Source organism: Acinetobacter sp. 25-47-130 (genome assembly GCF_056779705.1).
The window spans coordinates 25803-40685 of sequence record NZ_JBWYII010000009.1 but is presented as its reverse complement, the minus strand read 5'-3'; the positions used below and the strand labels follow the sequence as shown (position 1 = coordinate 40685).

The following is a 14883-nucleotide window of genomic DNA, read 5'->3' as shown; positions in this document are numbered from 1 at the left end:
CTTTGAAAAAGACTTGGACGAAAAAAACAGCACCATTACTTGAGGTGCAATGGTAATATATTGCTCATTTTTCTGGTGCCTACAATAGGGATTTTATGAGCATACCGCAATCTTTGCTTGAACAATCAATTCAAATCAATATCCAACAAGCATTGCAAGAGGATATTGGTGAGCGTGATATCACCGCATTGCTGACACCTGAAGATGAACAAGCAACAGCAACCATTATCAGTCGCGAAACGATGATTCTTGCAGGGCAACCGTGGGTCAATGCTTTAATTAAAGCCTATGATCCAAGCGTTGATGTGATTTGGTTAAAGCAAGATGGCGATCAAGTTCAAGCCAATGAGGTATTTTTAAAACTTGCAGGCTCAGCACGCAGTCTGTTAACCGTTGAACGCCCAGCACTTAATTTTGTACAAACCCTTTCTGCTGTTGCTACAAAAACGGCTGAATATGTGAAACATTTAGAAGGTTTAAATACCAAACTACTGGATACACGTAAAACATTACCTGGCTTACGTATTGCGCAAAAATATGCGGTGGGTGTAGGTGGTGGTCAAAACCATCGTTTAGGTTTATTCGATGCTTTTTTAATTAAAGAAAACCATATTATGGCTGCAGGTGGTATTCAGCAAGCAATCGAAAAAGCGCATGCCATTGCACCAGGTAAACCTGTGGAAGTCGAAGTTGAAACTTGGGATGAGTTAAACCAAGCTTTAGATGCTGGTGCCGATATCGTCATGTTGGACAATTTCAGCCAACAACAAATGATTGATGCAGTCAAGCATGTGGCTGGTCGTTGTAAATTAGAAGCTTCAGGTAATATTACCATCGAGAACTTACGTGAAGTTGCTACTTCAGGCGTCGACTTTATTTCCATGGGTGTACTGACTAAAGATGTCAAAGCCATCGATTTATCTATGCGCTTTAACGCTTAATTGATTCAATCCTATCTCTCAATAAAAAAGGGGCTTTGCTCCTTTTTTTATTTGCTTAAAACTGTGATGCTGCATTAACTTTATCGCAAGAATACAAAAAAATTTGAATTTATATGGTACTAGTTGATACCTTCCACGCTTTAAGATTATTTTTTAATAAAAATCATACTAAACCCATAGAATGCAAAGTAAATCATTAAATTTCAACCATTTATTCGCCTTAATTTTTCAATTATTCAATTTTCTGTCATGGAATGCTGCCTAATTTTCATTCATAGTGAAGCCAATAAATACAATTAAAGCCATGAGTTCGCATTGTCTAAATAATAGGAGGGTGTTAACGCATAGACCATGCTGAATGTCAGTGAATAAATAAAAAGAAATGCAGTCATCGGATCGATTGCATCCACCATGTTGTACATTAGGGAAATCACATGAAAACGCAAATGATCTATACGCTTTTAAGCGTCGCGATTAGTAGCAGCTTACTCGTCGGTTGTAAAAGCTCCAGCGAATCTGGGGGGAATTCAGGCGGTGGTAATGGATCACAGCCAACTCCGACCAATCCAACTGATCCTGACAATCCAACGAATAAAATTGAAAAAGAATTCGTGACTGTTTTATCAACTCGCCCCGATCTTGTGACAGATAATGATGTATTGATCGAATTAGACCCATCGATTAATTTTAATGACGCAAATATAAGCATTCATTTAAATGGACAGGACATCAAATCTCGCTTTTCCAATGCTCAAAATAGAGTGCTATTGGATGGATTACAGTTAGGGGAAAATCTACTTAAAATTGAAACACCAAATGAAATTCAAAATTTATATTTAAAAAATTTCAGTACCACAGGTCCTCTTTTATCTGGACCTCAAATTAATCCATGGACCTGTACCAACGGCTCGACTGATTTATTTTGCCGTAAACCTGTTCAATATAATTACTACTATCGGAATTTGGTCGGAACTTTACAAACCTATAATCCTGAGAAACCACCTTCGGCGGGTCTAATTTCCAAAATTAAGACCGATACAGGCGTAGAAGTACCATTTATCATTCGAGAAGAAGTCGGCTATCAAAATCGTGATGAATATCGGTTTGCTGTATTGTTTAATCCTAATCAGCCTTGGACTGCGTTGAATCCACAACCCCAATTTAATAATAAGCTGTTAGTAACCCATGGGCAAAGTTGCGGAAATGATTATCAGTCTGCAACCGCGCCTACCGTGGTTGCGACATCAAGTTCTATTTTGCCAGATATTACCATCAAGGCTTTGGGCAAAGGTTATGGCGTCATGTCTACGGCGCTATCCAACAGTGGACATAACTGTAATTTGGCGGTTCAAGCTGAATCAATCATTATGGCCAAAGAACGTTTTATCGAACAATACGGCACTTTAGACTACACGATTGGACAAGGCTGTTCAGGTGGCGCGCTCGCATCTCAATGGGTAGCTAATGCTTATCCAGGTGTATACCAAGGTTTGTTAGTAACGTGCTCCTTCCCTGATGCATGGAGTACAGCGTCTCAGTTTGCTGATTATCATATTATGATCAATTATTTTAAAACAGCAGAAGGCCGCTCTTTCCTCCCTCATCAAATTAACCATATTCAAGGTCATATTTCTGAGATTAATGGTTATGTCAGTGAACTTGCGCAATTCGATGTTGCTCGACCAAATACAATTTGTAGCGGAATATCAGAAACACAACTGTACAATGCCACCTCAAATCCGAATGGGACACGCTGTTCAATTCAAGAGGCTGCTGTAAATTTGTTGGGTCTCAGAAATCCAACTGAAGTTGATCCAAATACACAACAGCTTAGACAAATTTGGAGTCCTGTCGAAAACCAGCGAAATATTGGGTTTGCTAACCTACCAATTGATAATGTCGGTGTGCAATACGGGCTTCAAACCTTATTTGATGGTGTGATCAATGCTGAAAAATTTGTTTTATTAAATGAACGCCTCGGTGGAGTTGATATTGATATTAATCCAATTCCCGAACGGTTATATGCCACGGAGCAAGGTTTAAAAAATGCTTATCGAACTGGTTTAATCAATGTTGCCAATAATTTAGATCAAGTGGCGATTATTGATTGTCGTGGTCCAGATCCAGCGATCTTCCATGATGCTTACCGAGCATTCGCGATTAGAGCACGTTTAGACAAAGCACATGGACATCATAACAATCAGCTTCTGTATGGAGGTGATACCATTATGATTGGCGATCTTAAATGTTTAGAAATCAGTTTCGATGATATGAACCAATGGTTGGATCGCGTAAAAAATGATACAAGCAATTTACCTCTGCCACAGAAACTCACTCGCAATAAAGTAAATCTTAACGACTCATGTATCACATTAGGAACGATTCGAAGATCTGGGTTCTGCAATAACCTTCGTGTACCAGTCTATAAAACACCGCGAATGGTAGCAGGTGATCAAATTAGTACCTACGCCAATAAATGTAAACTACAACCACTCACACGTCGTCTTTACCCCAATATTAACTTTACAGATGAGCAATGGACTCGATTACAAAAAGTTTTTCCAGATGGTGTTTGTGATTACACCCAAGATCCTGTTGGGTTTGGTAAAACCTATCCGTGGTTAACATATCAAAATCAAAATGGAGAGATTAATGATGTCATTTATGGTGGTAAACAACTGGATGAAGATCCAAATCGCCCTGAGGAGCTTATAATGCCTCAACTTCCGAAGGGTTGGATCTCTAATTCATTTCAACTGTCTTAATACCTGAATTTTTCAATTCTGAAAAAAGCCGTGAACATTCACGGCTTTTTTTACTTCGTGTTTAAGATTTAGGTTGCAATAATCCCATCATAGGATCAGTACATGCATGCTGCCCTGTTTCAATACGTCCAGCAAAACGACGTTCATAAGCCTGCTCTCCCTGCTGTTGGGCGATTACCACATTAAAATCATACCATCCCCAAGACTCCGTTAAATCGAGATGAAGTTCAGCCTCATTCGCTTGAGTTTTGACAGTCCACATTTTTTGATTGTAGTACGCATTGTCCTTGACCATCATCTCAACGGCTTCAGCACCATCATGCCGTATTTTTAAAATTATTTTAGGTTGACAGGCTTCATAGCAAATTCGAATTTCTGGCAAATGATCTCTTTCAATTTGATGGTGAAGATTTCCTTTAAATGCTCGATGATAACCATTTGGTCCAAGTACCCAAAGATCATATTGATCATCTACTAGCTCCCAAACATCCTCAAGCTGTTTGCCTGCCTCCACCATAAAACGTCGAGGAATGGCATTTAAATCTAGTTTGTCGTAGACATGGAAAACCGCACCTTGTTCTCCACCATTTGCGAAAATCAATTGTATGTTTCGGGTTGCAACCTGTACGCGCGCGCTGGTATGTAATAAATAAGGTAATGCTCGAGAATGACGTATTCCAGATTCTTGCACAGGAAATTGTTGATTTGCTGGGACTGGAACCTTGCTAAGTTGCTCTTGCGAATGACGCGTATTGTCAGCTTCTTGTTTTGTTCTTTGCCCATTAAGTGTTGGCAGAATATTAAAGTTAGGTGTCTTAAAGTCAAACGCCGACGTAAGGTCACCACAGACTGCTCTACGATAAGGGCTAATATTAGGCTCTTGCACGCCAAAACATTGCTCAAGAAATTGAATAATTGAAGTATGATCAAATACCTGAGAGTTGACCCATCCCCCACGACTCCACGGTGAAATGATATACATTGGAACACGTACTCCTGGGCCATACACACCATGCCAGAAGTTTTCATTCTTACCATTTTTAAATTTTAATTCAGGCTGTGCTATCGAACCTGATACACGTGGGTGATTGAAATATTCATATGATATCTCTTGTTCTGATAACGTGGTTTTACCATGAACTTTAACGATATCACCTGCTTCATTGATTTCTCTTGATGGTGCAGATGGCGATGGTACATGATCAAAGAAACCATCATTTTCATCAAAATTGACCAGTAAAACCGTCTGACTCCATAACTCTGGATCTGCCGTTAAAGTGTTTAACAGTTCTTGAATGTACCACGCGCCTTGAACAGGACTTGATGGTCCCGGATGTTCACTATACGCTGCCGGTGCGACCACCCAGCTCACCTGTGGCAATTTACCGTCTAAGATATCTTGTTTAAATTGTCCTAATAAACCGCCGTCCTTAGGCATCGTATTGGCAATACCCTTATAGAGAGGTTGTCGTTGATCAATACGCTCATCATATTCAGGCGACAAAATATTGGCATGGCTAACCGGCTTACCAGATAATTCATTGGCTTTGCGATATTGCTTAAATCCAGCCAAAGGATTATCCGTAAAATTATCGGGCATATTTTGATAAACCTTCCAACGGATCCCAACTTGCTGTAAGCGTTCAGGATACGTGGTCCAGCCGTAACCGATCATTGATGAGCCAATACTATCAAACTCGTTGACTACACTCGCGACACCTGCAGCAGTTGGCCCGTTGGTCCCTGTCCAAATAAATTTACGATTGGGATTAGTTCCCGCGTGCATAGCGCAATGGTAGGCATCACATAATGTAAATGCTTCTGCTAGTGCAAACTGGAACTCGAGCTCTTGTTTCTTAAAATAGCCCATGGATTGGGGTTGTTTATGTTCCACCCAATTGCCCATACGCCCACAATCCCAAGCGGCTTGACCATCCTTCCATGAATGAGGTGTGCCCGAAACACGTTGAGCATTGCCCAATGAACTGTCTAGGTGATAAGGCAAAATTTTATTTTTGTTGGCATCATACTGTTCCCACACCGCTCTTTTACCACTCAATGGAATGGTGAATCGATCACCAAAACCACGTACTCCTTTGAATGTTCCAAAATAGTTATCAAAAGAACGATTTTCTTGAGTCAAAATCACCACATGTTTCACATCTTGAATAGTGCCAGTTTCCACTTTTGCATCAATTGCTAAAGCTTTTTGAATACTCAGCGGAAAACTTGCTAATGCAGATGCACCCAATAATGTCTTGGTCGAATTTAAAATAAAGTCACGACGGTTCATACATTTATCCTATTTTTATTCTTGTTATGGTTATGGAGCACAGTGGATTTCACAGCTTGGATCTGAAGGTTGCGGTTTGGATGTTTGGTTATCATCATCTCCCCCACAAGCTGTTAACAAAATACTTGGTGTAAGGATGAGTATAAAAAAATAAGCTCGCATGTAGTTATCCTTCTCGTTTTATGCGAACTCAGTGATACGCTTTTTTCGTGACGCTGCAATGAAGCTTCAATTGCAAATCTATGAAATAAAAAAAGCACCTCTATCAAGGTGCTTTTTTACAATCAACGCATGCAATCAAATGCGAATTACCAACCTAGTGCTTGTTGTTGCTTTTGAATTAACTCTTGAATGCCTTTCTCAGCCATTTCAAGCATTGCGTTACATTGCGTACGCGTGAACGGTTTATCTTCCGCAGTACCTTGAATTTCAATAAACTCACCCGCCTGAGTCATCACCACATTCAAGTCTGTTTGGCAGTTTGAATCTTCTTCATAACATAAGTCGAGTAGTACTTCGTCTTGATAAATACCAACAGAAATTGCAGCCACCAAACCTTTGAGTGGATCTTGTTTGATTTTCTTTTTCTCAAGTAATGAATTCATAGCATCAATCAAGGCTACCGCAGCACCTGTAATAGACGCTGTACGTGTACCACCATCGGCTTGAATAACATCACAGTCGATTGTAATCGTGTTTTCACCCAATTTCTTCAAATCCACCATAGCACGTAAGCTACGACCGATTAAGCGTTGAATTTCTTGAGTACGTCCACTTTGTTTACCACGAGCTGCCTCACGGTCACTGCGTGTATGGGTTGAACGTGGCAACATGCCATATTCAGCAGTCACCCAACCTTGGCCTTTTCCTTTCAAGAAGCGCGGTACTGAATTATCAACACTGGCAGTACAAAGAACTTTGGTATGACCAAATTCAACTAAAACTGAACCTTCTGCATAACGTGTATAGTTTCGAGTAATTTTAACGTCACGTAACTGGTCTAATGCACGCTGGTCAATACGCATAATACGTCCTAATTTTTACTTAAAAAAAGATTGGGCACATTATAGCAGATTGATGGCATCTGACTTTGTTATAAGTCCGTGTTTTAAAATTGCAGTTTCATTTAAAAATATGCATTGGTTTGAACTGAGTTGACATAAAAAATGATCAGACTTCGTATAACGCCCATATGTATAATGATCACTATTCTTGATAATGTGTGATTACATTTTGAACTTTTTCTTCATTCTGTATTTTGTTATTCTTTATTGAATTAGAATAATTGGATCTAGCATGACTAGCCCTATTTTTTTGCATGAACTGCCAGAAGAGCAGCTAAAAAAGCTTTCCCAAGATGATATTCAAAAGATTCACCAAGCAGAGCAACTCTACTGGAATAATAAGCCGTATACCAAAGTTTATGCTGCATTTAATGGTTCTAAAACGAAAAAAGGTGGTTTAGTAAGAGCCTCTACTGATACCTATAAGGTCAAAGGTATTTCTTTAGCTTTAGTAGGTGATGAAGCGATATACACTGATGGTTCAACAGCAAAAATTATCTCTGGTGCTGGTAGTGCCATCACTATTCATAATCGATCCGCAGCACTTATTGGCTCACTATTAGAAAATGGTGATGAAATTATCGATAGTCCAATAACAGCTCATGTCTTACGTTTGTATCATGATGCCGCTTTACCCAAAGATTTCATGATTTCGATGATTGGAGGATCAAAGAGTGTCTAAAGGTTTTGGCATACATGGTTCTACAACAAGTCATGCTGGAACAGTGTTATCCACTCAATCGCGAAGTTCTCAAATGGGAAACCTATTTCTTCGTGCGGGAGATGGTTTTGCTTGTCCAAAATGTAAAACCTGGTCCACTTTGATTAAAAGCAATGACCATGTGATTTTTGATGGTAAAGCAGTCGCTTATGTCGGTGATAAGTTCACGTGTGGTGCTACTTTAATGCCTAAACAAGTTCATGTTGTTGGGGAGAATGGTGGAGCTATATCTGGATCAAATATAGCTAATAATTTATCAACATTTACTCATAAAACATCTAACTATGCTCATAAGTTTCAAATTATCGATGATCTAGATAATAGTCCTTTGAGCAACGTACTTTATGAAATTATTACACCAACTAAAAAAATTGAAGGTATAACAGATGAACATGGATATACAGAAATTATTGAAGATACAGAACCCTCAAAAATAACTATAAATATCTTATGTGATGAGGATCATAAGCATGAACACTAAAAATGTTATTCATAGCCATAATACACATCTAAGTGCAAAAAAAACTCAAGTTAGGACTAGTCAAGTTGCGATAAAACATAGACGCCTTTTAACTACAGGCGAAATTGAGATGTGTAAAAAAATCTTTAAAGATTCGATAGATTATACGAAAGTTATTATTAAAAGAAGTTCAACATGGAGCGTTCCAGGATTAACAGGCAATACTTTTTCCCCTATGGGCGCTATTAACTTAACTAGCAGTTTATTTGATAAATTTCCTGATTTCAGCAATTGTAAAAATGATTATTCGGCAGAACATCACTTTATTCATGAAATGACTCATATTTGGCAATATCAATTAGGAGGAGGAGTTAGACATATTGGACAAGCTGCAATACTTTTTAGACAAGGAGGGTATATATGCAGTAACGTCAGCCCTGATTATGGAGATGATTATACCGCATACTTTACTGATTTAGCTGGTAAACATACAGACCGAAAATTTAATGAATTTAACCTAGAGCAACAAGGTCGCATTATTGAATTTTGGCATGATGCTGTTTATATGCAAAATAAAGTACCTAAGAGAAGACATCATATTCAAAGTATTAAATTATTAGGTTACGTAGAAAGAATTTTACGAGAATTCCTATTAAATCCTTATGATAAAAAGCATTTACCACAATCGCAATTGGTAGATAAAGCATGAACAAATTAAGCTTTTTTATTTTACTTTTTTCAACGAATGTTTTAGCTCATCAATTACATGAACCACTGTATTTGACAAAAAAACAAAACTCTTTATGTATTTATACTAACAATCCTAATTCCAAGTTACGCGATGATCACATAGCGCTCATAACTCTAGGTATCCCTGGTTATAATGCAAGATCTGTTTCAGAGGTCGTTATTGAAAAACTTAAAACTCCTCCTATTTACGAAGAGAATTGCCTACTATTTTCATTAAAAGATATTAAAGAATCAGGGCCCTATTCTCTAATTCTTGATATGGATAAAACATACGCTACTGATTTTTGCATCAATCTTCATGATCAAAAAAATATATCAATTCACAAGTTGGGTAGCCAATTACAATGTCAAAAATCTGAATATGCCAACCCTTTTAGCCTTTCCGTAGAATTAAAAAAAATTATTAAAAAAATTAAAAATTTTTTTAATTTTTCAAGTTTCTGATAGGCTTGTTTTTTAAATTATATTTAGCTTAGTTGAAAGTATAGTTTCAATCAATGTGATTGAAACGACTCGTGATATGTTTTTAATAAATAAAAATGCTGGACCGCTAACAATTAACAGAAAAATGTTTATCAACGTCTTTAATCAAGATTTCCATCCAAAGATGGTTGATATTATGAAAGAACAGAGAGTATATCCTGGTGATCCTAAAAATGTTATGTATGAAAAATTTAAAAAATTATAGTCTTATATTTTTTGTAAGTTTAATTTCTGGATGTACAAATTCAGCTAATTAGCAGGATGATATCAAAAATGCAAATATAGGCGCTAGAAGCATGATATATCTAGATTATTTAGTATATAAAAATGCTATAAATTCTGATTTAACGCCTATTACGCAAGCGTTATTACAATCAACTATCCAAAAGGTAGCAGTCATAAAAGGTTTTGAAAAGACATCGGGTGATAAATATGAAATTGAAGAGCAAATGAGTATTGCTGAGGTCAATCAGATGTGTTGGATGCGAAACTTTCTACTAGAATATAAGAAAAATCTTCCTAAAGAAATTGATTACAGTGATATTTACTCGTGGATTGAGACAAAACAGTTAAAGTGGAAAGAAAAACTAAATAAGATATATGGTAATGAAAAAATTCAGGATGACTGTCGTGATATAAAATAAATTTTATTATATCTTTAATCAGAAAGGATCTCTAATCATTCAGCTTACGCCAACTGGCTATGGTATGTTTTCAAAAGCAGAATATGTCGGTAAAGTCGGATAAATTCTAAAAAATGGTGGTCCTTTTATGATTAGTGAAAGATTGTATACGATGATTTTTGGAAAACGATGGAATAAACAAGCTCTTAGTTTTGCTGTTTCAGAAGGCTACAGAACTCCTAGAAAAGAAGAATTTGAAAAATTTGATGGAACGTATTAATGAAAAAGATCTTCTCTCTATTAATTTGCTCTCTGCTTCTTTCTTCTTGCTCTAATGCTAAAAAAAATACAATTGATGAAGACGAGTTAGATAAACAAATAGTACAAACAAAAATTATGGCTATTTCAAGTAGTTTAGAAAGTGCAAGCTTTGTTTATAGAGCTGCATATAAAAATTCAGAAAACCCTTCGGAAGTTAACGATCATTTATATTTATATGCTTTGAGTGAAATTGAATCACTTTTTAATACTTATGATATGGGGGGGTTAGACTATAAGAAAGACATTACAAGTTACAGGTTAATATCGGGGGATGCTATTGATTCAATGTGTATTATTAATAAATTTTTGAAAAAATATCAGAATCATTTGGAAAGAAAAGAATTAGCAAAACGATATGATACAACTTTGAATAAAACTTTTGTGTTGCAAAGTGAATATTTAAATCTTTTAAAAAATGATCCAGATTTAATTAATGGATCTCAATGTTTAAAGTTAAATTAATATATTTTACCTTATGCGTAAATATACTTTTATTTTATATAAATGATATATTTACAGCATAATTAAAAGCCCAATTCTCAACAATTGGGCTTTTTTTGACTCTTCACGCTCCACGCATAAATTTTGATTAATGCTTCACGTATTTCATGAATTTAACTAGATGATAGTACTCAAGCAAATATTCCTCTTAATTTTCTTATAGATTGAGAAATTTTAGCTGTCTTATCATTTGGTAAAGAACATTTAGCTAAACGAACCCAAACGCTCCAGAATTGTTTCATAAAGTTAGCTTCATTATAGTGAATGCCATATTCCTCACATAATGCTTTAATTTTTGGCGCAGCTTCTGCATAGCGATTTGCAGGCATATCAGGGAATAAATGATGCTCGATTTGATGACTCAAATTACCACTCAAAATATGCAGCCATGATGTTCCCGTAAAGTTACTTGAACCTCGAATTTGACGTAAATACCATTCTGCTCGCGTTTCATTTTCGGTATTATCCATCTCAAATGTTTCTGCATCTTCAGTAAAATGACCATTAAAAATCACTGCAGATGACCATAAACTTCTAATCACATTTGCAACTGCATTGCCTACGAAGACAGGAAGCGCATTTGGACCAGCGATAATCGGGAAAAAGACATAATCTTTTACCACCTGACGTCGTACTTTTTTTCTTAATTTTTCAGCATCTTTCCACACTTGTTTCCAAGATTTGGTTTTATAAACAAGCGCGTCTTCCAAGTGTAGGTTTTGAACACCGACATACCATTCAAAAAACACCATCAATTGAATTGCTAATGGAATATTAAACAAAAATCTTGGTTCCCACGGTTGAGATGCTGAAACACGAAGTAGACCATAACCTACATCATGATCCATACCCACAATATTGGTATAGGTGTGATGTACATAGTTATGGGTATATTTCCAGTCATCGCCTGTTGAGATGGTGTCCCAGTCATATGTCGCACCGTTTAAACTTGGATCATTCAACCAGTCAAATTGACCATGCATCACATTATGTCCAAGCTCCATATTTTCAACAATTTTGGACACGCCCAGTAATCCTGTACCCACCAACCAAACAGGTGGAATCCAACCACCAAACATCAGCAATGCACGTGAGCCAATCTCGCTATAGCGAACAAAGTTACGAATCTTATAAATATATTTGGCATCTTGTTCACCCAAATCATTCATAATACTGAGTCTAATCTGCTCAACGCGTTGTCCAAATGCTTCAATTTGCTCAGCGGTCAGATGTTTAGATTTTGATTGCCATGTTGTATTAAGTGACATATTCATTATTTTTCTCCAGTCTTATACGATACCGTTAAATTACAAATTAATCACAACAGGGCTTACTGCCTGACTAATACATAATTTAATGTGTCGATTTGGCTCATGTTCAATTTCACCTGTGAGCATATTTTTAGTAGCGCCACTCACTTTTTTACAGACACATGCATTACAAATACCCATTCGGCATCCATGAGCGGGTCTTAATCCAGCCTCTTCAGCACTCACCAATAAACTTTTTTGAGCTTCAAACGATTTCTGACTGCGGATAAACGTGACAGATTGTTTTTCAATTTCTTCATCTACACGGATTTGAAAAAACTCTTGTTTGAGCTGATTGCTGATCCCCTCTTCATGACAAATTTGATTTACAGCTTGCATCATCGAAGTTGCACCGCATGCATAAATCTGTGCTTGCCTAAAACTTGGTACTAACTGCTCTAACAACGCCAATGTCAGATATTGTTTATGTTGGCGTGTATTAAAATAGTGATAATTAAAATGATCATGTTTTGAAGCGAGCTGTTGTAGTTTCACGTGGAACGCGTCATCTCGACAGAAATAAATCAAATAGATAGGTACAGATAATGTGTTTAAAGCCTCCGTAAGCAATGCATAAATGGCGGTAATGCCACTCCCCGACGCCAATAACACAATTGGCTGTTGAGTCAGCTCAAGCGTAAATTCACCTTGCGCTTGAGAAATTTCCACAACAGAACCTATCGCCAATTGGCTTAAACAATTCGACACTACTCCTTGAGCTCGGACAGCAATCACCAGATTACCTGTCGCAGAAATTTCCACAATCGAATAACTACGTTGTAGACGCACGCCTGCAATTACGACTGTCACTAAAACACTTTGCCCTGCCTCAATCTGTTGAAAATCGAAATTGTGATTTGGACATAAATGAATCTCATAGAAATCGTGACTAAGTGCCTGACGACTCACGAGTGATGCTTTGACTTTTTTCCAAGCCAAAGTGGGATGTATTTTTTCAGCGATAAAATCGACGAAATCTTCTCGAATCCATTCAGGACGATATGACAGATAACTACTCATCTCAAACGTTCCTCTTTTGTATTTCAATTTAATTGAGTGAACAAGTGTTCTAATAGTGAACATGTGTACACTATATTGATTTTGAAATTGAGTCAACACATGTTCACTGACATTCGTCGTTTAATTTTTATATTTTTTTGATAGACTCATCTCGACTTCACTTCTCAGGTTTTAAGATGTCTATACGCGATGAACGTAAACAACAAAGTCGTCAGGCTTTACTAGATGCCGCTTTGCGTTTAAGCACATCTGGCCGTTCATTTAGCAGTATTAGTCTGCGTGAAGTTGCACGTGAGGTTGGTTTGGTCCCAACAGCCTTTTATCGACATTTTCAAGATATGGATGAATTAGGCCAAGAGTTAGTGGATCAAGTCGCGTTATATTTGAAAACCGTACTTCATCAGCTCGGTCAAGGTTTAGCCCACCCTGATGCGAAAGCCGTAACCAGCATGGAACTTTTTTTTGAAGCCATCGATTTAAATACCCAACCTTGGATTTTTATGATCGCAGAGCGCTGGGGGGGGGCTGAAGTGGTAAGACGTGCGATTGCTCGTGAAATTGAGTTTCTAAATTCTGATTTGGCCAATGACCTACAAAAATTCGAAATCGTACAAAATTTTCATCAAGCTGATGATCTAAAAATGTTGTCGAATATTTTAATTAATTTATGTTTCACATGGGCAATGTCTTGGATTAGCTTGGGCCGTCAATATTCAGGTATGGAGCTTGAATTACAAAAACTGGTACTCAAAAAACAGTCCATTACCCAAATACGATTAATCTTTAAAGGGATTTTGAATTGGAATACTACTGAGGCATAAAAAAAACCCGCTCAATGCGGGTTTTCTATTATTTAGCTTTGCGCTCTTTATCCAATAGATAATCAACCACTTGTAACACACGGCCATTATCACCTTGTACGACATACTTCCCATTTACTACAACAGCTGGCACACCCGTCAATTGATATTGTTGTGCTAATTTATTTGCTTGAGAGACTTTGGCAGTAATTGCGAAAGAATTATATAAACTATTGAATTTCGCTTCTGGGATACCATACTTCGTAAAGAATTGCGCTTGTGATTTTTGGTCAAAAATCTGCTGACCTTTGTCATGGATCGCGTGGAATAAAGGCAAATGGGTACGTTTACGAACACCAAGTGCTTCAGAAACGTAGTAGCCACGTGCATTCTGTTCCCATACTTTGTTCATTGCAGCAGGTGTACGGACAAAATTCACATCTTTTGGAATTTTACGTAACCAAGATTGCATATGAGGTTCTAAAGTAAAGCAATGACCACAGCCATACCAAAAGAACTCACGTACTTCCAATTTACCAGCGACATCAACCTTTCCTGGGTTTTGCACGACCGTATAATCTTTGCCTTCAACAAAGTTCGCCATTGCACCTGTTGAAAGTGCCATCAGCACCGCAGCGGCAACGCCACTAAAAACCACCTTTTTCATTAAGTTTTTATCCTCTAAATCATTCTGATTAGCATATGGTTTCACTATAAAACAAATATGAGAAAATCGTTTTGATTCTGTGAACTTTTTTACAAGATTTATCGCTTTTTTTGGAATTAGCGATACACTAAGATCTGATATAAATTCTACCCATTAAAACGAAC

General features: G+C 37.2%; 14 protein-coding genes. 9 read left to right on the top strand and 5 right to left on the bottom strand.

The features are described from left to right. Positions 1-95: 95 nt before the first annotated feature. Both nadC and AC1M83_RS10865 read left to right on the top strand, forming a co-directional pair. Positions 96-941: a carboxylating nicotinate-nucleotide diphosphorylase gene (gene nadC / locus AC1M83_RS10870; RefSeq protein WP_481590657.1), complete on the top strand. Its 846-nt coding sequence runs from the start codon at positions 96-98 to the stop codon at positions 939-941. A 434-nt stretch (positions 942-1375) separates the two neighbouring features. After that, complete coding sequence (locus AC1M83_RS10865; RefSeq protein WP_481590656.1) at positions 1376-3706, top strand: DUF6351 family protein; 2331 nt, start codon at positions 1376-1378, stop codon at positions 3704-3706. A gap of 61 nt (positions 3707-3767) precedes the next feature. On the opposite strand, the gene AC1M83_RS10860 is transcribed toward AC1M83_RS10865, so the two are convergent. After that, positions 3768-5999 (bottom strand): phosphocholine-specific phospholipase C, encoded by a 2232-nt coding sequence (locus AC1M83_RS10860; RefSeq protein ID WP_481590655.1) that lies wholly within the window; start codon positions 5997-5999, stop codon positions 3768-3770. A 308-nt stretch (positions 6000-6307) separates the two neighbouring features. Next, on the bottom strand, positions 6308-7024 hold the full coding sequence (gene rph, locus AC1M83_RS10855; protein WP_035270511.1) for a ribonuclease PH: 717 nt from the start codon (positions 7022-7024) through the stop codon (positions 6308-6310). Positions 7025-7295: 271 nt separating this feature from the next. Between rph and AC1M83_RS10850 the strand changes: the two genes are divergently transcribed. The 6 genes from AC1M83_RS10850 to AC1M83_RS10825 all read left to right on the top strand — a co-directional run bounded on the left by AC1M83_RS10850 (position 7296) and on the right by AC1M83_RS10825 (position 10883). Next, positions 7296-7745, top strand: a complete 450-nt coding sequence (locus AC1M83_RS10850) for a PAAR domain-containing protein (protein WP_481590654.1) — start codon at positions 7296-7298, stop codon at positions 7743-7745. Then, positions 7738-8265 (top strand): PAAR domain-containing protein, encoded by a 528-nt coding sequence (locus tag AC1M83_RS10845; protein WP_481590653.1) that lies wholly within the window; start codon positions 7738-7740, stop codon positions 8263-8265. The genes AC1M83_RS10850 and AC1M83_RS10845 overlap by 8 nt, the downstream gene beginning before the upstream one ends. Further along, complete coding sequence (locus tag AC1M83_RS10840; RefSeq protein ID WP_481590652.1) at positions 8255-8953, top strand: zinc protease; 699 nt, start codon at positions 8255-8257, stop codon at positions 8951-8953. Before AC1M83_RS10845 ends, AC1M83_RS10840 begins: the two co-directional genes overlap by 11 nt. After that, on the top strand, positions 8950-9438 hold the full coding sequence (locus AC1M83_RS10835) for an NF045616 family extracytoplasmic (lipo)protein (protein ID WP_179999982.1): 489 nt from the start codon (positions 8950-8952) through the stop codon (positions 9436-9438). The genes AC1M83_RS10840 and AC1M83_RS10835 overlap by 4 nt, the downstream gene beginning before the upstream one ends. Before the next feature lie 335 nt (positions 9439-9773). Next, positions 9774-10121: a hypothetical protein gene (locus AC1M83_RS10830; RefSeq protein WP_481589398.1), complete on the top strand. Its 348-nt coding sequence runs from the start codon at positions 9774-9776 to the stop codon at positions 10119-10121. Positions 10122-10379: 258 nt separating this feature from the next. Next, positions 10380-10883 carry a hypothetical protein gene (locus AC1M83_RS10825; RefSeq protein ID WP_180000349.1) on the top strand — a complete coding sequence of 168 codons (504 nt, stop codon included), beginning with the start codon at positions 10380-10382 and terminating at the stop codon, positions 10881-10883. 170 nt (positions 10884-11053) lie between these two features. On the opposite strand, the gene AC1M83_RS10820 is transcribed toward AC1M83_RS10825, so the two are convergent. Together AC1M83_RS10820 and AC1M83_RS10815 are read right to left on the bottom strand one after the other, a co-directional pair. Next, a complete protein-coding gene (locus tag AC1M83_RS10820) occupies positions 11054-12196 on the bottom strand; it encodes a fatty acid desaturase family protein (RefSeq protein WP_481587749.1) in 1143 nt (380 codons plus the stop codon). A gap of 33 nt (positions 12197-12229) precedes the next feature. Beyond that, positions 12230-13252, bottom strand: a complete 1023-nt coding sequence (locus tag AC1M83_RS10815) for a flavin reductase family protein (protein ID WP_481590651.1) — start codon at positions 13250-13252, stop codon at positions 12230-12232. A gap of 176 nt (positions 13253-13428) precedes the next feature. Between AC1M83_RS10815 and AC1M83_RS10810 the strand changes: the two genes are divergently transcribed. After that, positions 13429-14073 (top strand): TetR family transcriptional regulator, encoded by a 645-nt coding sequence (locus AC1M83_RS10810; protein ID WP_481590650.1) that lies wholly within the window; start codon positions 13429-13431, stop codon positions 14071-14073. A 28-nt stretch (positions 14074-14101) separates the two neighbouring features. Here AC1M83_RS10810 and AC1M83_RS10805 read toward each other — a convergent pair whose 3' ends face one another. Next, on the bottom strand, positions 14102-14719 hold the full coding sequence (locus tag AC1M83_RS10805) for a thiol:disulfide interchange protein DsbA/DsbL (protein ID WP_180000355.1): 618 nt from the start codon (positions 14717-14719) through the stop codon (positions 14102-14104). Positions 14720-14883 lie beyond the last annotated feature (164 nt).

Coding starts and splice junctions, on each gene's coding strand:
- AC1M83_RS10860 (WP_481590655.1), bottom strand. CDS start 5,999: ATGAACCGTCGTGACTTTATTTTAAATTCGACCAAGACATTATTGGGT.
- AC1M83_RS10810 (WP_481590650.1), top strand. CDS start 13,429: ATGTCTATACGCGATGAACGTAAACAACAAAGTCGTCAGGCTTTACTA.
- AC1M83_RS10815 (WP_481590651.1), bottom strand. CDS start 13,252: ATGAGTAGTTATCTGTCATATCGTCCTGAATGGATTCGAGAAGATTTC.
- rph (WP_035270511.1), bottom strand. CDS start 7,024: ATGCGTATTGACCAGCGTGCATTAGACCAGTTACGTGACGTTAAAATT.
- AC1M83_RS10850 (WP_481590654.1), top strand. CDS start 7,296: ATGACTAGCCCTATTTTTTTGCATGAACTGCCAGAAGAGCAGCTAAAA.
- AC1M83_RS10830 (WP_481589398.1), top strand. CDS start 9,774: ATGATATATCTAGATTATTTAGTATATAAAAATGCTATAAATTCTGAT.
- nadC (WP_481590657.1), top strand. CDS start 96: ATGAGCATACCGCAATCTTTGCTTGAACAATCAATTCAAATCAATATC.
- AC1M83_RS10820 (WP_481587749.1), bottom strand. CDS start 12,196: ATGAATATGTCACTTAATACAACATGGCAATCAAAATCTAAACATCTG.
- AC1M83_RS10865 (WP_481590656.1), top strand. CDS start 1,376: ATGAAAACGCAAATGATCTATACGCTTTTAAGCGTCGCGATTAGTAGC.
- AC1M83_RS10835 (WP_179999982.1), top strand. CDS start 8,950: ATGAACAAATTAAGCTTTTTTATTTTACTTTTTTCAACGAATGTTTTA.
- AC1M83_RS10805 (WP_180000355.1), bottom strand. CDS start 14,719: ATGAAAAAGGTGGTTTTTAGTGGCGTTGCCGCTGCGGTGCTGATGGCA.
- AC1M83_RS10825 (WP_180000349.1), top strand. CDS start 10,380: ATGAAAAAGATCTTCTCTCTATTAATTTGCTCTCTGCTTCTTTCTTCT.
- AC1M83_RS10840 (WP_481590652.1), top strand. CDS start 8,255: ATGAACACTAAAAATGTTATTCATAGCCATAATACACATCTAAGTGCA.